This window comes from Martinezella sp. CNPSo 3890, assembly GCF_057784455.1.
The window spans coordinates 42,472-65,485 of sequence record NZ_JBXSOR010000023.1 but is presented as its reverse complement, the minus strand read 5'-3'; the positions used below and the strand labels follow the sequence as shown (position 1 = coordinate 65,485).

Below are 23,014 nucleotides of genomic sequence, written 5' to 3'. Positions count from 1 at the left end.
TGCAGAGTGCTTTCTCCAAAACTCGCTTATTTAAGGCCGCTTACCTTAGTCTGGCACTTATTTAAGTGAGGTGGCGCTTGCTTAAAGAGCGATCAAAAATCATACTCTGGCCATGTCATTGTGATGGAATGCATCACTTCACAGTCCGCCGGCCACGATGCCGCCAGAAGCAAACACGATCAAATTGGGGGTGGCGTTCGTCATAAAGTAAGATCATGGACAAACAGCAAAACAATGCCTATCTTATCGCTAGGTAATACCTGGTAATACGAGGCTGCCATGGCTACTTCTCTCAAGATTGATGACGAGCTAAAGAACCGAGTTCAGAACCTCGCCAGCCAAAGACGGCGCTCGGCACACTGGATCATGCTCGAAGCCATTCAGCAGTATGTCGAACGTGAGGAAGCGCGCGAAAACTTCAAACAGGAGGCTTTGGCATCCTGGGCGGCCTATCAGGAGACCGGCCGACATCTTACCGGACAGGAGGTACGCACTTGGCTGGACACCTGGGGCACCGATGCGGAAGAGACGGTACCTGAGTGCCACGAGTGATCGTTACCGAAGGTGCGGCACAGGGTTTGGAGCGCTGCAGGCGATTTCTGGCGGCTAAGGCGCCGACTGCCGCAAGTCGGGCGGGCCGGGCTATCGAACGCCAGTTCCTGTTACTGGAATCAACGCCTCTTATTGGCCGCCCGCTTCCGGACGACGCGCAATTACGTGAACTGGTGATTCCCTTTGGGGACTCCGGCTACGTCGCGCTTTACCGACATGAGCCTGATGGCGATATCGTGTTTGTCCTCGCTTTCCGACATCAGAAAGAGGCTGGCTACTGACACCACTACCCGTATAGCTCTGCGTGTCGAAATAGATTTCAGAACACGGCACTACTAGGCATCTTCTCCGAGCGTGACGGTCCTTTTGTCACCGCCCAGGATTTGAAGACACCATCGAGTTCCAACCTCAGATCATAATGAAGTCGCGTGGCATCATGTTTTTGGATAACGAACCGCCGGCGATTCGACGGTTTAACACGCGTTTTCCCACTCGGTTCGCTGGTCTTCTTGAAGTCGCGCTTGGCGCGGTATTTCGAAAGAATGTTGGTCATGCTCAGCGGCTCCATACACGCAGCGCACCGGCATCCGCGAGACTGCGCCTGACGGTGACAGCTTTGCTCGACGTAATATCCGCCGAGACCTCGATCTCGCCTGCGAGTCGTGCGTCACGGCGAACGCCGTCGTCGTGCGAGGCATCTCCTCCCGAGGGTGATGAACCCGAGGTGTTTTGGCTGCTCGAGGATTGAACGAAAATGTCCGGCCTCGAAATTCCATGCTGCTGAACCAGATGTTCGATGGCAAGATCTGCGGCCTGCCGTGTTTGGAACGTGGCGCTTATCGTCATGGTGCTGTTATCCGCCATTGGTATCTCCTTCTGGTAGGTTCACAGCAAGACAACGCTTTTTTACCTTTGTAGTTTCCCTATGGATTCTTGCATACGGTGTTTATCGAGCAGTAAGCGCTGCCGGCGTGGCTTCTGGCCGAGCAAAGACGTGGGCAAACCTGTTTGATTAACCCGAATTGTCGATAAGACAGAGCTCGCGCGAGGAGGGCTGAGCAACCTCGGCCCCGCGGTTGACCGTCTACGTGAGCTTTCCCTTGCCGTTTACCGACGAACCGGAGCGGTCCTCGTTCTGCCTTCCGGTCCTGCTGATGAATGCAGCCGCGCGCATTCCTGAGTTCGCAGCTGATCGAGAAGAAGCGGTTCCGAGGTCTAGGCCATTGCTGGCGCCAATCATGCTGCTTCTCCGTCAATCCGGGGTCCCGCCCGCGATTTTTTGAGAAAAGCCTCAAGATCAACGAACACACCTTCAACGACATCACTCAAGGCGACAACGGTTATTTTCGCGCTCGCATCGGCCCTGACCCGTGCAGCGGCATCGGAACCCCCATTGCGGGCAAACTAGCCACGCTGTTCAAAGCGCCGAACAAACTGCCAGCGCGCGCACCGCGCGGACAACGCCGAGATCCTGCGAGGAGTGAATTGCGCTCTTGATGGGATCTGAACCGACTACACCTTGTTCAAAATTCTAATGACTGACAATTCTGACCTCGGCACATAACTTCGGATTATGGTGCTTCGTCACGGCCGGCGCGATCACTAATGCCGGACGACCATCGCGGGCACTCTCATTCCACATAACCTAGGTTCTGCGACAGTGATGTTCGTAGGATCGAAAGCCATCTAAAAACGGTGTATCCGCAAACCAAAAAGCTTTTCAGAGACGACGACCACGACCACCGTCATAGCGATAGACAACGTCGATACTGCCGCCGCCTCCGGGGTAAAGTTTGTTCTGAGATAATCGTAGATCTGGATCGGAAGCGTGGCCGTTCCGACATTCTTCAACATGAACGATATAGTGAAGAGGTCAAACGAGATGATGAACGCGAACAGGCAGCCGCCGATGACGCCGGGCTTGATCAACGGCAGCATGATGCGTCTGAAGCGCGTGAATGGCCCGGCACCGAGGCTGCGGGCGGCAAGGCTCCACGACGGTTCATAGGCTTCCATCGCCGCAGACACGTTGATGAAGACGAAGGGTAGCGTCATGAGCACATGCCCGATCAGCATGCCGGCCATTGTCGTCGTGCCGATGCCGATCGCGTAGACAAAGAACAGAAGCGAGATCGCCGTCAGAACCTCCGGCAAGAGCAGTGGCAACAGCATCGCAAGCCGGACACTCTCCTTCCATCGCCCGGCATGCTGCACGTAGAACATTGCAGCCATCGTGCCGATGACACCTGAAATCAGGGTCGACACGGCCGCGATCCAAAGCGAGGTTCGGATGGCACGCCAGAAGACATCGTTGTGGAAGAAGACGACATACCACCGAAATGAGAGACCCTGCGGCGGAAAGGTCAGAAATGCCCCCGCGTTGAAGGAGGCACCGACGACCACGAGAATGGGCAGCAGTAGAAAGCCGTAGATGATGAGGCAATAGCCATTCAACATATGTTTGGACATCAACTCATCTTCCATTTCATGCGGGTAAGCCGCGCGAAGATCACGACGATCACCGCTCCGGCAAGGGAAAGCGTCAGCGCCATGGCGGAGCCGAACGGCCACTGGAACGTGTCGATCAGCGCGTCGACGACGCTGACTGCCATTGTCTTCACCCTCAGGCCGCCGATCAGGGCGGGAGTCACATAGGCGCTCAGTGAAAGCACGAACACCAGAATGCAGCCCGCCTGGATACCCGGCATGGCCAGCGGCAGGATTACGCGCCTGAAGACCGTCAGCTTTCCGGCGCCAAGCGACCGTGCGGCCGACTTCAACGACGGGTCGATCCCCTGCAGCGCGCTCATCAACGGCAGGATCATGAAGGGCAGGAAGACGTGGACGAGCGCAATGACGATGCCGAGTGCGTTGTACATCAGCCCGACCGGACGCTCGATCAGGCCCAAATTCATCAGCGTCTTGTTGATGATGCCGTTATTCCCAAGAAGGATCGTCCACCCGTAACTGCGGATAACAATGCCGACGAGAAGCGGCGACAGCACGAGCCCATAGGCAAGGCCGCGAAACCGCATCTTCTCGCGCGACAGCTGCCAGGCAACCGGAAAACCGAGAATGAGGCAAGCAAGGGTCGTGACCAGACCGATCAAGAGCGTGTTCGCCACCTGCCGCATGTAGAACGTATCGGTCGCCAGCCTCAGGTAATTGCCGATCGTGAATCCAGGCGCATAGGGCGAGCCGTTGGCCGGGTTGCGCAGGCTCATCACCACAATATTGAGATAAGGCAGAACGAGAAACAGCCCGAGGAGCAATGCCGAGGGCGCGATCAGGAGAAGCGGATAGGCGGATCTGGTACGGCGTATCATGCGATCGTTCCCGGCACCCAGAAACGCTCACTGTCAACCTTCACCGTCACGCGATCACCCGGCTGGAAGCGGCTTCGCGGGAAGGTCTGGACGCTCAACGTTTCGCCGCCTTCGAGCACCAGCCGATAGTCGATCAGACTGCCAGAATAATAGCTCTGCGAAACCGTTGCGATGATGCCCGAGCCATGGCCCCCCGCGGCCGCAAGTTCGATGGCCTCCGGCCGCAGCAATACGGGGATGGAGCCGTCGTTTAACGGCAGGGTACCCTTGACATTCGCCATTCCAAGCGCGGTTTCGACGACCGACGTACCGTCATCGGTCCTGCCCTTCAGGCGGCCGGGTAGCGTATTCACCTGGCCGACGAACTGCGCGACTTCCAGGCTTGCCGGTCGATCATAAACATCAGACGGGGCGCCATACTGCGCAATCTGCCCGCCGAACATCACGACGATCCTGTCCGACATCGTCATTGCTTCGGCCTGATCATGGGTTACATAGACGGTGGTGATGCCCACGCGCTTCTGCAGGTCGCGTATGAAGACCCGCATTTCGTCGCGAAGCTTGGCATCGAGATTGGCAAGCGGCTCATCAAGCAACAGGATACGTGGTTCGATGACCAGCGCGCGGGCAAGCGCCACGCGCTGCTGCTGTCCGCCGGACAATTGGCGCGGATAGCGGTTGGCATATCCGGACAGCTGCACCATATCCAGAACCCTGGCCGTGCGGATCGCGATTTCTTGCCGCGAAATCCTGCGCATTTCCAGCCCGAAGGCGAGGTTTTGCGCCACGGTCATATGCGGGAAGAGCGCATAGTTCTGGAACACCATGCCGATATCGCGTTTTTCCGCCGGCACATGCGAGACATCCCGCCCATCGAAGCGAATGGCGCCGGACGTGACATCCTCGAAACCGGCAATCATCTTCAGCGTCGTCGTCTTGCCGCATCCCGAAGGCCCGAGCAGCGAGATGAATTCCCCCTGCCCTATCTTGACGGAAATGCCGTTGACGGCGCGCGAGGCTCCGTAATGCTTGGTCAGCCCTTCGATGCTCACCTCGGTCATGATCGATCTTCCAGATTGTCTGTGCGGCGTACCGCAAATCTCGCTGCGTCAGGGAAGAATGCTGGACCGCCCCAACAAGGCGATCCTTTGTGGCCTGATGAAGAAGACAAAAATCATTTCATGATCTTGGCCCAGGTCTCGGCAAAGCCTGCCTGCTTCTCGTTCATGAAGTCCCAGTCCCAGGTGAGAATCTTGTCCATCACTTCACCGGAAATCGGCACGTCCTTTTTCAGATCGTCAGGGACGACAACCTTCGCATTGGTTGGCGAGACGAAGAACTGCTTCATCAGCGGCAGCTGGCCGTCAGGTGACAGAAGGAAGTTGGCGTACTGGTAGGCCAGATCCTTCTCGGGACCGTTTGCGAGAATGTTGAGGGTCTGATCGAACATCAAAAGCCCCTCTTCCGGCACGATGACGTCAATTGGAAGACCCTGGCCGCGCAGACGCGCCACTTCGCCGAAATCGAAGGGAGCGACGACGAATTCTCCGGACGCGATGCCGGTGGAAAGGTTGAAATCGGCCTGGATGACCGGGCCAAGCTTTTCCAGCGCCTTGAAGCCGGCATCTGCATCATATTGATCCTTGCCGAAGATCTTGGAAGCAAGCATCAGTTCCATCTTGCCGGCCGTATTGGCAAAATTGTAGAGTCCGATGCGCCCCTTGAACTCCGGGTTGTCCCAGAGGTCCTTCCAGGCTTTCGGTGGCGTCTGGACCATGTCCGTGCGATAGGCGAGGCCGATCGGCGATACCATGGCCACGGCACCCCAGCCCTCGGTCTTCTTGGCAAGCGGATAGAGGTCGGCATAGTTTGGCAACTTCGCCAGATCGAGCTTTTCGAAGAAGCCTTCCTTGCGCAGGCTCGATGCGAATGCCTCATTGGTCATCAGGATCGAATATGGCGGCTTCTGCGGCCCTGCCGCCCGCAGGTTGGCGCTCCAGACACGCCCGTTGCCCGCATCCAGCGTCACCTGCGCGCCGCTTTTTTGAGTGAAGGCCGGTGCCAGCGTCTGGCGCCAAAACTGCTCCCATGCGCCGCCGAGCGTCGGCACGACAAGTGTCTTGGATTGCGCCCATGCCGGCAGGCCAACCATGGCCGCCGCTGTCACTCCACCCATTCCGGCAAGAACCTGCCGCCTGTTCATGTTCATCATCGACGTTCCCTCAAACTGGTTCTGACTTGGTCATGCATTGCGGGGCAGGCGGCATTCCGCTTCTTGCCATCAGATCTTGCTGAAGGCCTGGCTGGTCTTCAGTGAAATGTAGTCGCCGTAGGTGATCGGCTCGTATTTGGCGGCGCCCTTTGCTGCAAAAGGCGGGAGGCATTCAATCACGGTGTCCCTGGACGGATTGAGGAAGAACGGGATGGACTGGCGACGCGTCGTTCCCTTGAAAGCACTGGGCGGATTGGCGACCCTATGCGGCGTGGACAGCCATTCATCGTTGGACCAGCGCATGAAGGCATCGCCGATATTGATGACATAGGCGCCTTCGACATTCGGTGCATCCAGCCAGTCACCCTCCCGGTTTTTCACCTGCAGTCCGCCCGGAGAGGCTTCCGAACGCAGGATGGTCATGAAGCCGTAATCGGTGTGAACGCCGGCACGGAGCTGCCCCGGAAGCGGACTCTCCTTCTGCTCAGGATAATTGATCACCCGTAGCGCCGAGAGGTGGTTTTCAAACGCCGGCTCGAAATAATCCGGGGCGAGGCCTATCGCCTCGCAGAATGCCCGGCGCAAATGGCCCGCAAGCTTTTCCATCTCTGTGAAATAGTCGGCGAAGGCCTGTTCCAGCCCTTCCGGCCTTGTTGGCCATAGATCGCCAGGCAGGCGCGGGCCAAAGTTCAGACTTTCCTTGTAATCGCCCGGCGTCTTGATGCCGAGCGTCGCCGCAAGCGCCTCGTCGGCGATCGGCGAGAAGGCAACTCCACCCTCTATCGATGTTCCCCTTCCCTGCCCGATCTTCCACTCCGGCGGCTCATCGAAGAAATCGCGAGCGAGGTTATAAAGACGGGTTGTCACGTCAGCCCTGACGCCGTGCCCCGTAACGAGAAAGAAGCCGGTTCGACGGCAGGCATCCTCGATGGCAGCGACGACCTTCCGGCCGGCTTCCGCGCCTGCGATGAATGGTGCAATATCGATGACGGGGATTGCGTCCTGCACCTCATCCGGCGCTATGATCGTCTGCATCCTGGAGCCTCCTTCCTTGATCGGCGGTGGCGGTAGCACTGGATGGGTGCCGCCGGGCGATATCGTAAAACGGGGTCAGTCGAGCCCCTTGAACGGGGCATCGCGGAACTCGAGATATTCCTTCAGCGACATCTTCTGCAGATTGCGCATCCACTCCTGCCCATCGCGACTAACATGCAGGGCGGCGATAGCGTGGACGTTGAAATCGAAGGATGTCATCAGGCCAGCGGCCATCTGCTGGTTGTTGATGGAGGACTTGGCGAACTTGATGGCGGGCACAGGCATACGAGCCAGCTTGCGGGCCAGGTTCTCGGTCTTTTCCCTCAATTGATCGGCGGGCACGATCTTGTTGATGAGGTGCATGCGCAAGGCCTCCTCGGCATCGACCAAATCGCCTGTATACATCAGCCAACGCACGTCACGGGTGGCCAGCAGCCAGGGCATGAACAGGGCCGGCGGGCCGGAATTGTGCCGCACCTCCGGCTCGCCGAACTTCGCATTATCGCTGGCGATGGCCAGATCGCAGGCCATCATCAGCTCAAGCGCACCCGCAAGCGCATAACCGTTCACGGACGCGATGACCGGGACCGGTGCCTTCCAGATGTTGAGGAGCGCCTGGGCGTTCTCCGACATGTCCGCATGCCAGTCCTCGATATCGACATCGTAATCGGCGCCTTGAAGATCATAGCCGGACGAGAATGCGCGACCCGCCCCCGTGATGATGAGCGCGTTGACCTCCTTGTCGGCGACAGCCATGGCGACGGCGCGGTCGATTTCGCGCACCGTCGTCTTGTTCATCGCATTGAGCTTTTCAGGACGATTGATGGTGATCGTCGCGAATTTATCGTGGCCGTCCTTCTCGTAAAGGATCGTCTCGAAGGTATCGGAAGTGCTCATATGCTTTTCCTCTTAGCCGTGTCCTGATCCGGCATCCCTGTTCGTTTCTCGTCATTGGCCGGCGTTGCAAGCAAGGCCGCCATTTTCTTTTCAAAACGCCCGATCGACGCCATCTTAACGGGGCCGAATCCCTTGATCTCTTCCGGCAGCCGGGCAAGTGCGACGGCATGGCCGTGCGTTTCGACGGAAAGCTGTCTCGTGAGATCCTCGATCATCGCCTGATAGTCAGTGATCAGTCGCCGCTCCATCCGGCGCTCTTCGGTATAGCCGAAGGGATCCAGCGCCGTGCCGCGGAGGAAGCGCAGCTTTTCCAGAAGCGCAAAGGCCGGGCCGATCATTTTCCGCGGGATGGCGATCTTCGCCGGATTTCCGGTGCGTTTGTCGATCCGCCGTGACAGGATTGGTGGCGCCAGATGATGCTTGATGCTGAAGTCGCCTTCGAACTGCGCTTCGATCGCAGCCTTGAAGCTCCGGTCTCGGTGCAGGCGCGCCACCTCGTATTCGTCCTTGTAGGCCATCAGCCTGAAAGCGTTTTGGGCAACGGCGGTTGCAAACTCCTCGCCGGCCATGAGCCCGTTTTCAACCTGCCGCGCAGCATCGACCAGTGCCCGGTACCGGCGTGCATAGGCGGCGCTCTGATACGCGGCAAGAAAAGCCTCACGGCGCTCGATGATCGAGTCGAGTGTCTCGGCGGGCCTGACCTCGGCTAGATCAGCTCCCGCAGCGCCGGCGACGATATCGGGGGAGACCACCGAGCGCCGACCCCAGCCGAAGGCGGCACGGTTCATCGCAACGCTGGTCCCATTGAGTGCAATCGCTTGATCGATGGAGGCAAGGCTGATCGGCACCAGACCGCGCTGCCATGCATGACCAAGCAGGAACATGTTGGCTGCAATCGCATCGCCCATCAGCGCCGCGCCAAGCTTGGTCGCCGAGACGAGGTGAACGGCATCTTCGCCGGCTGCGCGACGCAACGTTTTGAGCGTCGCTTCCTGCTGGAAATCGATCGCTGTGTTCTGAACGAAAGATGCCGTCGGCGCGAAATGATTGTCGAGGACGGCGTGCGTGCGGCCAGCGCCAAAGGTCGATAGCGCATTGCGACCGGCCGACACTACGATGTCGAAGCCGAGCACCAGATCGCTTTCGCCTACGCCGATACGGACCGACGACAAAGCACCAGCCATCCGCGCCACGCGAAGATGCGAAATGACGGCCCCGTTCTTCTGCGCGAGCCCCGTCTGATCCAGCGTCTGCACAAAAAGGCCATCGAGATGCGCCGCCATTGAGAGGACAGCGCTGACGGTAATCACCCCCGTCCCGCCGATACCGGCCAACAGCATGTTATAGGGCTGCGCTCCGATCTCCGTCAGAACAGGTAACGGCATGTCATCGAACGTCGCTTGCTGGGCTTTCGCAGCCGGCTTTCTGATCTTTCCGCCCTCCACCGTGACGAAGCTCGGACAGAAGCCCTTGATACAGGAAAGGTCGGTATTGCAACTCGACTGGTTGATCTTGCGCTTACGGCCAAACTCCGTTTCCTGCGGCTCGATCGAGATGCAGTTGGAAACGGCCGAGCAATCGCCGCATCCTTCGCAGACCAGTTCGTTGATGAATGCTCGCTTGTCCGAGACCGCCAGCGCCCCGCGCTTGCGACGCCGGCGCTTCTCTGCCGCACAGACCTGATCGTAGACCAGCACCGTCACCCCCTCGATCTCGCGCAGTTCACGCTGCACCTGATCGAGTTCGTCGCGATGATTGACCGTGACATTGCGTGGCAAGCGGCCGCGCCAGAGCTCCGGCCGCTCGGCGACGACAGCCACTCTAGCAGCCCCTTCGGCCAGCATCTGGCCGACGATACCGGGAACAGAGACCTCACCATCGTGCTTTTGACCGCCGGTCATGGCGACGGCATCGTTATAGAGGATCTTGTAAGTGGCGTTGACCTTCGCGGCGATCGCAGCCCGGATCGCAAGCAGGCCCGAATGAAAATAGGTGCCGTCGCCCATGTTGACGAAGATATGCTTTTCATCGGTGAATTGAGAAAGCCCAATCCATGCACCGCCCTCACCCCCCATCTGGGTAAAGGTCGAGGTGTTCCGGTCTTCAAGCCCGATGACCATCATGTGGCATCCGATACCCGTCGAGGCACGGCTTCCCTCGGGCAGTCTGGTCGAGACGCTGTGCGGACAGCCGGAGCAGAAATACGGATCGCGCCTGAGTGCCGGACTTTCCGTCACGCTGGCTGCAACAATTGCCTCCATCTCCCGCGACCGGTTATCGAGATCGTCGGCCTGCGGCTCGAGCACGGCAAGGATGGCGCGCCCGACGGCCACCGCATCGATCTCACCGACGGCTGACAGGAGCGGCCGGCCCGCCGGCCCGAGCTTGCCAAACACTCTCGGCCTCTCATCGGACGGCATGTTGAAGAGCAGAGCTTTGATCTGGTCTTCCATAATCGGACGCTTTTCTTCGATGACCAGCAGCGTCTCGACGTCGGCGGCAAACCGTGCGACTCCCTCCGGCTCGATTGGCCAGACAAGGCCAACCTTGTAGAGCCGGATGCCGAGCTCGCCTGCGCGCCGCTCGTCTACGGCGAGGCGCGAAAGCGCGCCCATCAGATCGAGCCAGGATTTACCGGTCGAGACGATGCCGAGACGCGCCTTGGTGCGCTGCCCCTGCCAGATGGTGCGGTCAAGCCTGTTGTGACGCGCAAATCTATGGACGGCAGAAAGCTTGTCTTCCAGCCGGCGCTCCATCGCATGCGGCCCGTCAGGCCAGCGAAGCGACAGATTGCCTTGCGCATCCGGATAGACGATCGCCGGATGAGCCGGATCGAGATCGACGGTTGCCGTGCATTCGACAATCTCCGTCTGGCACTTGAAGCCGATCCATGCACCCGAATAGCGGCTAAGCGCAAATCCCAGCAAACCGTAGTCGATATATTCGGCGACGCCGGCGGGCGACAGCAAGGGCACCATGACCGATATCAAGTTGTGCTCGCTCTGATGTGGCAAGGTCGATGAGACGGCCCCATGATCGTCGCCAGCGAGCAGCAGCACGCCACCATTCGGATTGGTGCCGACGGCATTGGCGTGCCGGATCACATCCATGGTGCGATCGACGCCCGGCCCCTTGCCATACCACATCGAAAAGACACCGTCGTAGCGGACGCCGGAGAACATCGCCGTCTGCTGCGTTCCCCATACAGCCGTCGCCGCCATGTCCTCATTGAGGCCGGGCTGAAAGCGGATATGGTTCTGGTCTAGATAGGTCTTGGCGCGCGCCATCTCGCGGTCGAAGCTTGCGAGCGGCGAACCGCGATACCCGGAGACGTATCCGGCAGTGTTGAGGCCCTTTGCCAGATCGCGCTGTCGCTGGATCATCGGAAGACGCACCAGCGCCTGTGTGCCGGACACCAGGATTTTTCCATGATTGACCGTATACCGGTCATCAAGGCTCGGACCTTTTTCACTGGGCAATGCGCGGGCCGTCTCGGACAGGTTCTGCATCTACGCGCGCTCCGGCACGCCCGGCAACGGCATATCGAAAACCCGGCCGGGATTGAGAATATTGTTGGGATCGAAGGCGGCCTTCAGGCGGCGCATTGCATTCACCTCGGCGGCACTTCGGCCGAGAGGCAGCCACTTCTTCTTCTCAAGGCCAATTCCGTGCTCGGCGGAAATCGCGCCATCGGCCCGGATCACGGCAGGAAGAATTATGTCGGCGATCCGCTCATGATGGTGAGTGCGGACAAGAAAATGCAAATTGCCATCGCCGAGATGGCCGAAAATATAGATCTCGGCATTTGGATCGGCCGCCGCGATCTCACGGCTGGCAGCATCAAGGAAGGCCTGCATGCGGGACAAGGGCAGGCTGACATCGAAGCCGGAGACGTGGTCCATCGAGAAAATGAATTCACTGGCAGCCTCGCGAAGTTTCCAGATTGCGTGATATTCGCGCGGCGACCCCGAAACAGCCACGTCCGTCACGACGCCGCTTTCGTAGCACGCCATAAGCGCTTCGGAAAAACGCGCGTGATCACCGGCCTCGTCCTGCCCCTGCATTTCCACAAGAACGTACATCCCCGCACCTGCTGCAACAGGTGGCTGAGCACCGGTCTGCGACAGAACCCCGTTATAAACATTCGGAAAAATCACTTCGAAGGCCGACAGCGACGGGCCGAGCGTAGAGCGTAAATGTTTTAGAAGGGCAATAGCGGCACTTAACGACGGCAATCCGCAAAAGGCGTTCGCTTGCGACCGCGGCTCAGGATGCAGCCGCAAACAGGCCCGCGTGACCACGCCAAGCACACCTTCGCTTCCAACGAAGAGCTGATTGAGATCGAAGCCCGAATTGTCCTTGGGTAATCCCTTCAAGCTGGTCAGCACGGAGCCATCCGCCAGCACAACCTCAAGCCCCAGAACCTGCGACCGATACATGCCATAGCGCAGGACACGAATACCGCCCGCATTGGTGGCAACATTACCGCCAACCGTGGACGTGCCGCGCGCGCCGATATCAACACCGAAAAACAGCCCACAGCCTGCCGCAGCCTCCTGTACCGACTGAAGCGTAACGCCGGCCTGTGCGATGATGGTGGCGGCATTCTCATCCACCGGCGACAGGTTCACCATTCGCTCAAGCGAAAGCGACACTTCGTCGACTTGAGGCCTCGCCCCGCCGGCAAGGCCCGTCCTGCCGCCTTGGACCACGACGGGCTGCCCCAGACGATTGCATTCTTCAAGTATAGCGGACACTTCCGCCGTATCCGCGGGCCGGAAAACGATTATCGGGCGCTCGCCGGCCTCGTCCGTTGCGTCACCACGATAGCCATCGCCGACGTCGTCGCCAGCGAGAATGGCCTTACTATCGATCCTTCCGTCGAGCCGGCGCAGCAATTCTGCATGCCGGCCAACAGGCGCACGGGCACCTTGGGCGCTCTCCGCCCGACCAGTCGATCCGCCCAATTTCGTTCCCCTTGGTTATCTGGATCGAGGGCAGGTTATCGTCTATCCGATATTTGTCAAACCTATATTCAATTTTCAGTGGCGTTTTCGAAGCGGCCGTGGCATCTATGAAATCGAGGTAAGGGTGACAATCAATGACGCTGAAATTTGATGAGGTCGTGAGGGCTGGCATCGCCAAGCAGGTCGCGGAGAACATAAAATCCGCGATCATGGATGGCCGCCTGAAAATCGACGAGCGGCTTCCCACGGAAGAGGATCTCGCGAGAAGCTTCGGCATATCGCGGCCGACCGTGCGTGAGGCGCTAAAACGTCTGGCAGCGCAAAATCTCATCCATTCAAGGCGCGGCCCGCTCGGCGGAAACTTCGTCAAACGGCCGGATCCGGAAGGGCTTTCCAAGGCGATCACCGCAGCAGCAACCCTGCTAGTCGGCATCGGCGCCTTCGATATCCACGAGATTATTACGGCCCGCCTTGAGACGGAGACGATCTGTTGCAGGCTCGCCTGCGAAAATCACGGCGCTGCCGATCTGGAACGAATGGCGGCGGAGATCGAGATCCAACGCGATGAGACGATCAGTGACGAGGACTTCTGCGCATCCGACGTGCGCTTTCATCGCGCGCTGGTGGATTCCACCTGCAATGGCCCGCTGAAGCTGATGATGTATACGGTGATCGAGTCCTTCATCCCCATAACCAACATGATCGTGTTCCGGGTTCGCGAGCGCCGCAAGGTCGCTGGCTTTCACCGGCAGATCATGGAGGCCGTCGCCAAGCGCGACACCGAGACGGCGACAAGGGCATTGGCGGACCTGCTGGCCTACATTCGCAACAGCTACGCAGCCGCGATGGACGCACGCGACAGGATGAAGGCGGCGCCTCAGACCTGAGAAGGCGAACGGCCGATTTCAAGTGTGAAAAGGGGGACGCATGTCCGATACATTCCAGGCAATGGTCATCGACATGGCCGATGGCAAGCCGCAGACCGGGTTCCGCCAGCTTTCACTCTCCGATCTGCCGGATCATGATGTTCTCGTCGAGGTTCATTATTCGACCGTCAATTACAAGGACGGCCTGGCCCTGACCGGCAAAGGGCGGATCGCCCGGCGTACTCCCATGGTCGGAGGCATCGACCTTGCCGGAATCGTAGTTGAATCCCGATCTGACAAATGGGCGCGTGGCGACAAGGTCATCGTCAACGGATGGGGGCTGTCTGAAACAGAATGGGGCGGATATTCGCGATTTCAGCGCCTGAAAGCGGAATGGCTGATCGCACTTCCCGAAACCTTCAGCCTTTCGCAGGCAATGGCAATTGGAACGGCCGGCTACACGGCGGCGCTTTGTGTCAATGCGCTTGAGGATTGGGGCACGATCCTCAACGACGATCGCGAAATTCTCGTGACCGGTGCGGCGGGCGGTGTCGGCTCGGTGGCGATCAGCCTGCTTGCGGACAAGGGTTACAAAGTAACCGCATCGACCGGTCGCCCTGAAACGCGGGACTATCTCGGATCGCTCGGCGCGAGCGCTTTCGTTGACCGGGCATCGCTTTCAGAAAAGGGCGGTCCTCTACAAAAGGAGCGCTGGGCCGGCGTGGTTGATTCTGTGGGCTCGACGACGCTCGCAAACACACTTTCACAGACCGTATACGGTGGGGCAGTTGCTGCCTGTGGCCTTGCAGCCGGCGCAGACCTGCCGGCAACGGTACTCCCGCATATCCTGCGCGGCGTGGCACTGCTTGGCATTGATTCCGTTATGGCACCAATGTCCAAACGGATCCGCGCATGGCAGACCCTCGCCGAACACCTGAAAGCAGAAAGGATCGAGACATTGGCAAGGATCGAGCCCTTCTCCGAGCTTCCGAGCCTTGCTCAGGATATCGTCGAGGGCAAAATTAGGGGGCGTGTCGTGGTGGAAATCGCAGAATAAGGCTGCTCCAGCGGGCAAGCTATTTGAATATTCGAGAGAGCCGCACCCGAGAGAAAGTGTCCTCACCATCACTCAGAACCAAGCGAAGATACTACATGAGTTTGTCGGCCATTTGGGGCCGGGATGCCTTTGACACCTTCAGGGACGACCTGCCCAGCTTCCGTGGCAAGTCGAGAGATGCTTCGCCATCTCGACAGAATGCGCGAGATGCCGGAAGACGTTACGGACCACCCAACCTTGGACGAGGAACTTTGCTGGGACGAGCCAAAGCCGCCATCGACCGACGAGGTCCATGGCTCGCTGTTGATGGAGATCGGCACTTCGGTACGTTTGAGCTTGCGGTCGACGACGAGGCCGATGAAACCTGCGGCCTGTCCAGGTCGAGGATCTTGCCGGCAAGCAGATTGATTGGGCCTGCCTGGTCCCAATCCGGCGCCAATTTCGATGAGACAATTCGCATCTTCATCAACGCCTTTCCGCTGCAGCAATTGGAAGCACTGAACGAAGACTGCATCAATGAAATGCTCGCGGCAAAAGTCGCGTGATTGCATTGCTCCAACGCAGCGTACCTGCATCGACGCGTTTCAATGAGCGAAGACTAATCTGCTGTTGTTTGTAATGCAGCTTTCGAGAGCTCGCCTTCAGAGGCGGCGAGCTCCAAAAGCCAGCAGACTATAAGGATAGCGCGCCGGCCGGTCGCATAGGCTGCGTTTTCGGCGCTATCTTCGACGGCGCCAGGACCACAGGCATTCCCGCTTCGAGACAGGCGGTCAGGAACGCCTCTCTTGCTATGACAGCAGGCACAACCCGATTGAGCGCGCCGCGGCAGGTCTTCACCGCACGTTCGTGGCGCTCGCCATGCCGCAGCGGCCATTCATTTTCCAGAAAGTCCAGAGCGTCATAGACGCCTGTAAAGGTGCGCTCCAGCCCGCATTGGAGCCTGATCGTCACCGGACGGGTCCACGGAATATCGTTGAGTGGCATCTTCTTCCTCCTTTCCATGCCAAGGACCTCTCCCAGGATCATATTGTAAGAGAGGATTGTCACTTCAAGAGTTTGCCTCAGGCCACGAGGCCCTTGGTCAACTCCAGCGCCTGACGCTCGAACAGCCGGCGGTAAATGCCGTTATTGAGGCGAATGAGCGCCTGATGGTCACCCTCTTCCACGATCTTTCCCTTGTCGAAGACCAAAAGTCGATCCAAAGCTCGTACCGTCGAAAGTCGGTGCGCGATCACCAGCGTCGTGCGACCTTCCATAAGGCGTTCCATTGCCTGCTGGATCTGCACCTCGCTCTCGCTGTCGAGGCTCGAGGTCGCCTCGTCCAGGATCAGCACCGGCGCATCAGCCAGAAATGCCCTGGCGATGGCGACACGTTGACGCTCGCCGCCCGACAATTTGACGCCGCGCTCGCCCACCAATGTCTCATAGCCCTTTGGCAGGTCCATGATAAACCTATGGGCACTGGCCTGCTTCGCTGCATTCTCGATCTCGCGCCGTGACGCGTTCGGTCGGCCGTAGGCGATATTTTCGGCAAGCGTGCGATGAAACAGGATCGGCTCCTGTTGCACGATGGCAATCTGGCTGCGCAGGCTGGACTGAGTGACATGGGCGATATCCTGGCCGTCAATGCGGATCGACCCCGCCTTAACGTCATGGAGGCGCTGGATGAGCTTGACAAAGGTCGTCTTGCCCGAGCCGGAATGGCCGACCAATCCGACACGCTCGCCCGGTTTGATCGTCACCGAGAAATCCTCATAGAGCGGTGCAGGATGCGCCCCGTACTGGAAGGTGACGCGATCGAACAGGACTTCGCCCCTATCGATCTTGATCGCCTTCGCGTTTGGCTTATCCTCAATGCCCAGCGGCGTTTTGTCGAGCAGGACAAGTTCTTCCATATCGTTGACGGCGCGCTGCAGGTTTCGAATGTCCTGTCCGACCGAGCGCAGGTAACCCTGCAGGATGAAAAACATCGCTAGCACGAATGTGATGTCCCCCGGCGTCGCCAGTCCCTGCCGCCACATGACAAGGCCAGTGCCAAGAATGCCGGCCTGCATGGAGACCATCATGAAACCCTGGATCGTGCCGTTCAGTGTCCCGCGCTTCCATGTCCGCCGTGTTCGACTGTCCCATTTGAGCAGCACCTGGCGCAAGCGTTCCTCTTCGCGGTTTTCGGCGCCAAAAGCCTTCACGACCGAGTTGCAGCTGATGGCATCCGCCAGTGCGCCGCCCAGCTTGGTATCCCATGCGTTAGCAAGCTTCGCCGCTGGCGACACGTATCCGGTCGAAAGCAAGATGGTCACGCCGATATAGATCAGCGATCCCGCAGCCACGATCAGCCCCATGACCGGCCAATAACTACCGAGCACGACGCTGGCGCCCACGAGCATGACGATCGAGGGTAGTAAGGCTATCAGCAACAGGTCATTGAGCGAGTCGAGCGCCCACATGCCACGAGTGATCTTGCGCACCGTCGAGCCGGCGAAACTATTGGCATGCCAATCGGTCGAGAAGCGCTGCACCTTGTGGAAGCCGTTATTGACCACGTCGGCCATGATGCGCAGCGTCAGACGGATGATCCCGTCGAAGATAAACCAGCGCAGCGTAACGCTGGTCAAGCCAAGGGTGACGACGACAACGAAGGCGCGGATGGCATCGGCCGCCGCACTGCCGCTGGCAATCGCATCGACGATCTGGCCTGAAAACACCGGCACCAGAACTTCGGCTAGCGTACTAACAATTACCAGCAGGATGATGGTGCCCACCAAAGCGGGACGGTGGGTCCACTGACGAAAAACAAAGCCGAGCACATTGCGATAAGCATCGGCGCGGAAGTCGAGCTTCTTGCGAGTCATCTTAACCAGTCCGACCGCACATTTCGGCGGTCGGCCCCAAAAATCGAGAGTTAACGGACATTGCCGGAACGGAAACGAGCCGACCTCGGCAAATCAATCGAACTGTGAAGGAAACAAAAACCGCTTCATGCGTGCCCACTGCGGGCCACAAATGGGAATGATCTAATTTCGGTTCATTCCGGACGGAAGCGTTTCGATGGATGCTGGTGTCATGCAACGCCTCCTCTGTTTGATGTGCAGCGATGGAGAGTTTGTATCGGACTAATTCGACTTTGCCAAGCCGGTTTTTCTACTTTGTGGGGAAACATGCGCGAACGCCACACCATTTCGGACAGGGACCCATGCGCGAACTCGTCGCCGCGGCCGGCCGGCACCCTGAAGATCTCATCATGATCACTTGCCGGTCAGCCATGGTGGCGGGCCCGATCGGCACGAGATCGCCGAGACGATCATGTGTGAGCACGAAACCGCCGGGATGCTGGCCGAGATGGCGTGGAGCGCCCATCAGCTGCTGGGCCAGCTTCAAGGTCAAGGCAAGCCTGCGATCCTCTGGATTGAGATTGAGCTCGCGTAGGCTACGCTCGGTCACTAGTTCCTTCGGCCACGACCACATGCCCGCCGATAGCGTCTCGATCACGTGCTCCGACCAGCCGAGCGCCTTGCCAACATCTCGAATTGCGCCCTTGGCGCGTGACGGTCGCTCACAGGGCGGCCTTGTCATGGCCGTAGGTCCTGTAGATCCATTGGATCACCTCCTCGCACCGCTCGTGCTCGAAATCGACATCGATGTCGGGTGGCTCGTCGCGCTCCAGGGAAACGAAGCGTTCGAAGAGCAGATTGTTGGCCTCAGGATCGATGGAGGTGATGCCGAGGATATAGCAGACGGCGGAATTGGCGGTCGATCCCCACCCCTGGCATAGGATGCTCTGGCCGCGGGCATAGCGGACGATTGAGAACATCGTCAGGAAATAGGGGGCGTATTTCGTGGCGCGATGATGTATGAAGTTAATCTTTACAGTTTACCTTCATATATGGTAGAGATGCTGCCATGATCGAGAACGCCGACAAATCACCCCTCGCCTCCACAGTTGCCGAAGAGCTCAGAGGCTTCGCAAGCAAGCTGAAGCGCAAGCTGCGCGAGCAGGGCCACGCCGGCGACCTGACGCCAAGTCAGGCGTCGGCGCTCGTCCGACTGGAAAAAGAAGGCCCGATGACCACCTCGGCGCTGGCGCGCGCCGAAGGCATGCGCCCGCAATCGATGGGCACGCTCCTATCGGCGCTGGATGCGATGGGCCTCGTCTCGGGAATGCCCGACCCCTCTGATGGCCGGCAAACCATTCTCTCGCTGACGGAGCGATGCCGCCGCCTGATCCAGGAAGGCCGCGCCGCCCGCCAGGACTGGCTCAGCCGCACCATCGAAGCCAGGCTTTCGCCGGGAGAGCAAAGCCAAGTGCTGGCCGCCATCGGCCTGCTGCAGCGACTAGTCGAGCAGGATTAGACCGTCCTTTCCTTCCTCACACCTTAGGATATCCCATGGCCCTGACCGCATTGGATCAACAGACCGCCCTAATTGTGGTCGACCTCCAGAAAGGGATCATGAGCGCGGCCTTCATCGAGCCGATCGCTCCCGTCATCGAACGCGCCGTCGCGCTCATCCGCGCGTTCCGGCAGCACGATCTGCCCGTCGTCTTCGTTAAGGTTGCCGGCACCGCGCCCGGGCGCGCGGAGCAGCCCAGACGCCACATCGGACCACTGCCGGACGGCTTTACGGACTTCATTCCTGATCTCGACCAGCAGCCCGGCGATATCGTCGTGACGAAATACAGCTGGGGCGCCTTCGCGACGACCGACCTCGACGCCCGTCTCAAATCCCTCGGCGTAACTCAGGTGGTGGTCATCGGCGTCGCAACCGGAACCGGCGTCGAGGCGACCGCGCGGCAGGCCTTCGAGGCCGGGTACAATGTCGCGCTCGCGATCGACGCCATGACCGATACCCGGCCCGAGGCCCATGCCTACAGCATCAAGAACGTCTTTCCCCGGCTCGGCGAAACCGCCACGACGGAAGAGATCATGACCGAACTCGCAAAGCGGAACGCTTAAGGATGACCTTCCTCCACACTCTCTCGCTGCTTGCCGGCGGTGCATTTCTGATGAATGCAATTCCGCACCTCGTCAGCGGCGTTCTCGGCCGGCCCTTTCAATCGCCCTTCGCCAGGCCACCCGGTGAAGGCCTGTCATCGTCGACCGTCAATATCCTATGGGGCTTCGCCAATCTGGTACTGGCCTATGTGCTTCTCATCCGTTTCGGCAGCGTGAATTGGGATGGCGCCACGGATGTCTTATCTGCAGGCCTTGGGGCCTTCGCCATCGCCCTGTTTTGCGCGCGTCACTTCGGCCGGTTCCATGGCGGGAACGCGCCGGAACGGCAATGATGCTGCGGACCTTCCGGTCGCTCCGACACTACAATTACCGGCTCTGGGCGGCGGGGGCGCTCGTGTCGAATATCGGCACCTGGGTCCAGCGAACCGCACAGGACTGGCTCGTCTTCGCCGAACTGACGCGACATAACGGCTCGGCTGTCGGTATCGTCATGGCTCTGCAGTTTGCACCGCAGTTTCTGCTGCTTCCCTGGTCGGGTCTTGCCGCCGACAGTCTGAACCAGCGTAAGCTCCTGATGGCGACGCAGGCGACGATGGGCGCGCTCGCGCTGGCGCTCGGTATCCTCACCGTCACGGGCCTCGCGCAGCTCTGGCACGTCTATGTGTTCGCCTTCCTGTTTGGCAGCGTGGCCGCGCTCGACGCGCCGGTCCGCCAAACCTTCATCGCGGAGCTGGTCGGCGACGACGATCTGCCGAATGCGGTGGCGCTGAACTCCATGTCGTTCAATCTCGCGCGGATGATCGGTCCGGCCGTGTCGGGTGTCGCGATCGCCACTATCGGGACCGGATGGGGCTTTCTCGCCAATGGCGTATCCTTCCTGGCCGTCCTGATTTCTCTGACGCTGCTGCGGCGGTCGGAGCTGCGGCCGAACAGACGGGCGGCACGTGGCAAGGGCCGCTTTGTCGAGGGCCTGCGCTATGTCCGGGGCCGCCCCGATCTCGTGGCGATCCTGTTCATGCTGTTCTTCATCGGCACCTTCGGCCTGAATTTTCCGATCTTCGTCTCGACAATGGGCGTGCGCATCTTCCATGCCGATGCCACCGGCTACGGGCTGTTGTCGTCTGTTATGGCGGTCGGGACGATTACGGGGGCATTCCTGAATGCCGGCCGCGACCGCATCGAATTCCGCAATCTGATCGTAAGCGCCACGGTATTTGGCCTCGGCTGTGCGTTGGCGGCGCTTGCGCCCTGCTACTGGCTCTTCGCGGCGGCGCTTGTCGTCATCGGCGTCGCCGCACTCTCCTTCACCAACGCCACCAACAGCCTGATGCAGCTTTCGACTGAGGCTACGATGCGCGGGCGGGTGATGGCGCTGCGCGTCGGCATCGCACTCGGTGGCACGCCGATCGGAGCGCCCATCGTCGGCTGGGTGGCCGATCATGAAAGCCCGCGCTGGGCGATGGCCATTGCGGCGGCATCAGGGATCATCGCGGCGACGATCGGCATCTTTGCCAAACAAGGAGCAGGTCGGAACTAGGAGCTGAGAGTACCTCCGGCAAGGTTTGGTCGCTCTATCGCCATGTTTTTTGCGCTAAGGACCTGCAGAGTTCGTCGCTTCCGCACCACCGAGCGTCAGGATGGCTTCACGCTCTACGGCCTGAATGTGCCGCGCGTGTGCCGAGGCCTGCGGCCAGAGCAGTCCAAGCACCCGTTCGGGAGCCGGATCAGGGAGGCGGTGTCTTACGATCGACAAGCCTCCCGGCCAAGGCAGCACCCGATCCGGGACGAGCGAAACACCAATCCCGCGGTCAACGAGTACAGCGATTGCATCCAGCGCGTCGAGTTCGATGCGATCGTTGGGCCGGACTCGTTGCTGTTGCAAATAACGCAAAGCCGCAGATGATGAAGAACTGCTAGGATAGCTCCTTCGATAGGCATCGCGCTCCGGTCCAATGTCTCAAGCTCTTGAAGGGATCTGAACCACAACGCCCTACTTGGTTCCAGATGCCGAAGTATTTGATTTCATTTTGGCGCATGAGCTTGAGCTCGGCTTACACTTTGCCCGCCATGTTGCCTTGCAGGCGGTGCATTGAGCCTTGGTGCAGATAGAATAGGATGCCGGCACCCTTCACGTTGACGAGATCCTATGTCTGAACTCGATTGGTTGAGCCAACTGCTTCAAATCATCACGGTCACCGGCCAGCTCGAGGTGCGCTGCGCCTATGGCGCTCCCTGGCGCATTATGTGGAACCGGGCTGCGCCGAACGAAATTCCCTACCACGTCGTCGTCAGGGGCCGAGCGATCTTTGAGGATCCGGAGGCAAGAACCCGGCGGGAGTTGACGAGCGGCGATATCGTGCTGTTACCGCACGGTGCGGCGCATGTGCTGCACGATGGCAGCGGGCAGACGCCCGCTCCTACGCAGCAGCGGCAGAATACTGCCGGGTGGATGCTGAGCGAGAACGACAGCGACGGCGAACAACTAGATCTGTTGTGTGGCCGATTTTTCATTTCGCCTCCTCACGATCGATTGGTCCGCAACTACCTGCCCCTCGATCTGGTGGCACGGACCATGGATGCCCCCGGAGAAGAGGGTGTCGCGTCCGCAACTGGCCAACTCTCTAATCTGGTGGGGTTGATGCGAATGGAAGCGGCCGGCGATCGACCCGGAGGACGCGCCGTTCTCAATGCACTGTCTTCGGCTCTTTTTACGTTGGTGTTGCGTGCAGCCAGCCAATCAGCAACAGCTCCTGAGGGTCTGCTGGCACTGGCCGGCCACCCGCGCTTGGCGCCGGCAATCAGCGCCATGCTCGCTGATCCCGCCAAGCCCTGGAAACTACCTGATCTGGCAGAGCTGTGTGGCATGTCTCGCGCAACGTTCATGCGACACTTCCGGGACAGGCTCGGTTGCTCCGCCCTCGACCTGTTGACCGATTTGCGCATGAGTTTGGCTGCCAACGAGCTCAAGAAGCCAGCGATCAGTACCGAGACAATCGCCGAAACGGTCGGCTATCAATCTGTTTCGGCATTCCGGCGCGTATTCGCCGAGAAAATGGGAATGACGCCAGGGGAATGGCGCAGGCTCGCGCAGACCGGCGGGAAAAGTGCGAGTTAGCGCCGGCCTAAGGTTTGATCCTTTTAAGCATCATA

22 protein-coding genes and 2 pseudogenes are annotated in these 23,014 nt (G+C 59.5%); 10 read left to right on the top strand and 14 right to left on the bottom strand.

Annotated elements, in window-relative coordinates; translation table 11 throughout:
• Positions 1–279: 279 nt before the first annotated feature.
• Entirely contained in the window at positions 280–552 is a 273-nt protein-coding gene (locus AC13RC_RS31425) for a CopG family ribbon-helix-helix protein (RefSeq protein WP_069614883.1), read from the top strand.
• Positions 549–833 carry a type II toxin-antitoxin system RelE/ParE family toxin gene (locus AC13RC_RS31420; RefSeq protein ID WP_488559546.1) on the top strand — a complete coding sequence of 95 codons (285 nt, stop codon included), beginning with the start codon at positions 549–551 and terminating at the stop codon, positions 831–833. Before AC13RC_RS31425 ends, AC13RC_RS31420 begins: the two co-directional genes overlap by 4 nt.
• A gap of 38 nt (positions 834–871) precedes the next feature.
• Here AC13RC_RS31420 and AC13RC_RS31415 read toward each other — a convergent pair whose 3' ends face one another.
• The 10 genes from AC13RC_RS31415 to AC13RC_RS31370 all read right to left on the bottom strand — a co-directional run bounded on the left by AC13RC_RS31415 (position 872) and on the right by AC13RC_RS31370 (position 12,989).
• A complete protein-coding gene (locus AC13RC_RS31415; protein WP_488559545.1) occupies positions 872–1,105 on the bottom strand; it encodes a DNA polymerase ligase N-terminal domain-containing protein in 234 nt (77 codons plus the stop codon).
• A 2-nt stretch (positions 1,106–1,107) separates the two neighbouring features.
• Positions 1,108–1,416 carry a hypothetical protein gene (locus AC13RC_RS31410; RefSeq protein ID WP_113353643.1) on the bottom strand — a complete coding sequence of 103 codons (309 nt, stop codon included), beginning with the start codon at positions 1,414–1,416 and terminating at the stop codon, positions 1,108–1,110.
• A gap of 822 nt (positions 1,417–2,238) precedes the next feature.
• A complete protein-coding gene (locus AC13RC_RS31405; RefSeq protein ID WP_069614886.1) occupies positions 2,239–3,021 on the bottom strand; it encodes an ABC transporter permease in 783 nt (260 codons plus the stop codon).
• Positions 3,021–3,878, bottom strand: coding sequence for an ABC transporter permease (locus AC13RC_RS31400; protein ID WP_113353641.1), 858 nt, complete (start codon positions 3,876–3,878; stop codon positions 3,021–3,023). Before AC13RC_RS31400 ends, AC13RC_RS31405 begins: the two co-directional genes overlap by 1 nt.
• Positions 3,875–4,939, bottom strand: coding sequence for an ABC transporter ATP-binding protein (locus tag AC13RC_RS31395; protein WP_488559544.1), 1,065 nt, complete (start codon positions 4,937–4,939; stop codon positions 3,875–3,877). The genes AC13RC_RS31400 and AC13RC_RS31395 overlap by 4 nt, the downstream gene beginning before the upstream one ends.
• A gap of 113 nt (positions 4,940–5,052) precedes the next feature.
• Positions 5,053–6,090, bottom strand: coding sequence for an extracellular solute-binding protein (locus AC13RC_RS31390; protein WP_183813453.1), 1,038 nt, complete (start codon positions 6,088–6,090; stop codon positions 5,053–5,055).
• Between the two features lie 69 nt (positions 6,091–6,159).
• A complete protein-coding gene (locus tag AC13RC_RS31385) occupies positions 6,160–7,125 on the bottom strand; it encodes a 2OG-Fe(II) oxygenase family protein (protein WP_113353638.1) in 966 nt (321 codons plus the stop codon).
• A gap of 75 nt (positions 7,126–7,200) precedes the next feature.
• On the bottom strand, positions 7,201–8,022 hold the full coding sequence (locus AC13RC_RS31380; RefSeq protein ID WP_113353637.1) for an enoyl-CoA hydratase/isomerase family protein: 822 nt from the start codon (positions 8,020–8,022) through the stop codon (positions 7,201–7,203).
• Complete coding sequence (locus AC13RC_RS31375; protein ID WP_488559543.1) at positions 8,019–11,531, bottom strand: indolepyruvate ferredoxin oxidoreductase family protein; 3,513 nt, start codon at positions 11,529–11,531, stop codon at positions 8,019–8,021. The genes AC13RC_RS31380 and AC13RC_RS31375 overlap by 4 nt, the downstream gene beginning before the upstream one ends.
• On the bottom strand, positions 11,532–12,989 hold the full coding sequence (locus tag AC13RC_RS31370) for an FAD-binding oxidoreductase (RefSeq protein ID WP_152094325.1): 1,458 nt from the start codon (positions 12,987–12,989) through the stop codon (positions 11,532–11,534). It abuts the gene before it with no gap.
• Positions 12,990–13,123: 134 nt separating this feature from the next.
• Between AC13RC_RS31370 and AC13RC_RS31365 the strand changes: the two genes are divergently transcribed.
• From AC13RC_RS31365 to AC13RC_RS31355, 3 genes are all read left to right on the top strand, one after another.
• Positions 13,124–13,876 (top strand): FadR/GntR family transcriptional regulator, encoded by a 753-nt coding sequence (locus AC13RC_RS31365; protein WP_069614894.1) that lies wholly within the window; start codon positions 13,124–13,126, stop codon positions 13,874–13,876.
• A gap of 40 nt (positions 13,877–13,916) precedes the next feature.
• Positions 13,917–14,912, top strand: a complete 996-nt coding sequence (locus tag AC13RC_RS31360; RefSeq protein ID WP_069614895.1) for an MDR family oxidoreductase — start codon at positions 13,917–13,919, stop codon at positions 14,910–14,912.
• A gap of 95 nt (positions 14,913–15,007) precedes the next feature.
• Positions 15,008–15,457, top strand: coding sequence for a hypothetical protein (locus tag AC13RC_RS31355; protein ID WP_488559542.1), 450 nt, complete (start codon positions 15,008–15,010; stop codon positions 15,455–15,457).
• A gap of 127 nt (positions 15,458–15,584) precedes the next feature.
• On the opposite strand, the gene AC13RC_RS31350 is transcribed toward AC13RC_RS31355, so the two are convergent.
• The 3 genes and pseudogenes from AC13RC_RS31350 to dnaE2 all read right to left on the bottom strand — a co-directional run.
• On the bottom strand, positions 15,585–15,896 hold the full coding sequence (locus AC13RC_RS31350; RefSeq protein WP_113390861.1) for a DUF982 domain-containing protein: 312 nt from the start codon (positions 15,894–15,896) through the stop codon (positions 15,585–15,587).
• A gap of 77 nt (positions 15,897–15,973) precedes the next feature.
• Positions 15,974–17,764: an ABC transporter ATP-binding protein gene (locus tag AC13RC_RS31345; RefSeq protein WP_488559541.1), complete on the bottom strand. Its 1,791-nt coding sequence runs from the start codon at positions 17,762–17,764 to the stop codon at positions 15,974–15,976.
• Positions 17,765–18,155: 391 nt separating this feature from the next.
• Positions 18,156–18,747 (bottom strand): annotated as a pseudogene (gene dnaE2, locus AC13RC_RS31340) (error-prone DNA polymerase); the annotation flags it as partial.
• Positions 18,748–18,812: 65 nt separating this feature from the next.
• On the opposite strand from dnaE2, the gene AC13RC_RS31335 reads away from it, so the two are divergent.
• The 4 genes from AC13RC_RS31335 to AC13RC_RS31320 are packed head-to-tail and all read left to right on the top strand — an operon-like array spanning position 18,813 to position 21,401.
• Positions 18,813–19,262: a MarR family winged helix-turn-helix transcriptional regulator gene (locus tag AC13RC_RS31335; protein ID WP_069614899.1), complete on the top strand. Its 450-nt coding sequence runs from the start codon at positions 18,813–18,815 to the stop codon at positions 19,260–19,262.
• 35 nt (positions 19,263–19,297) lie between these two features.
• A complete protein-coding gene (locus AC13RC_RS31330) occupies positions 19,298–19,864 on the top strand; it encodes a cysteine hydrolase family protein (RefSeq protein ID WP_069614900.1) in 567 nt (188 codons plus the stop codon).
• Positions 19,865–19,866: 2 nt separating this feature from the next.
• Positions 19,867–20,196, top strand: coding sequence for a hypothetical protein (locus AC13RC_RS31325; protein WP_113390851.1), 330 nt, complete (start codon positions 19,867–19,869; stop codon positions 20,194–20,196).
• Positions 20,196–21,401: an MFS transporter gene (locus tag AC13RC_RS31320; protein ID WP_488559547.1), complete on the top strand. Its 1,206-nt coding sequence runs from the start codon at positions 20,196–20,198 to the stop codon at positions 21,399–21,401. The genes AC13RC_RS31325 and AC13RC_RS31320 overlap by 1 nt, the downstream gene beginning before the upstream one ends.
• A 54-nt stretch (positions 21,402–21,455) precedes the next feature.
• Here AC13RC_RS31320 and AC13RC_RS31315 read toward each other — a convergent pair.
• Positions 21,456–21,728 (bottom strand): annotated as a pseudogene (locus AC13RC_RS31315) (LysR substrate-binding domain-containing protein); the annotation flags it as partial.
• A 282-nt stretch (positions 21,729–22,010) separates the two neighbouring features.
• Here AC13RC_RS31315 and AC13RC_RS31310 point away from each other — a divergent pair.
• Positions 22,011–22,979, top strand: coding sequence for an AraC family transcriptional regulator (locus tag AC13RC_RS31310; RefSeq protein WP_113353630.1), 969 nt, complete (start codon positions 22,011–22,013; stop codon positions 22,977–22,979).
• Positions 22,980–23,014 lie beyond the last annotated feature (35 nt).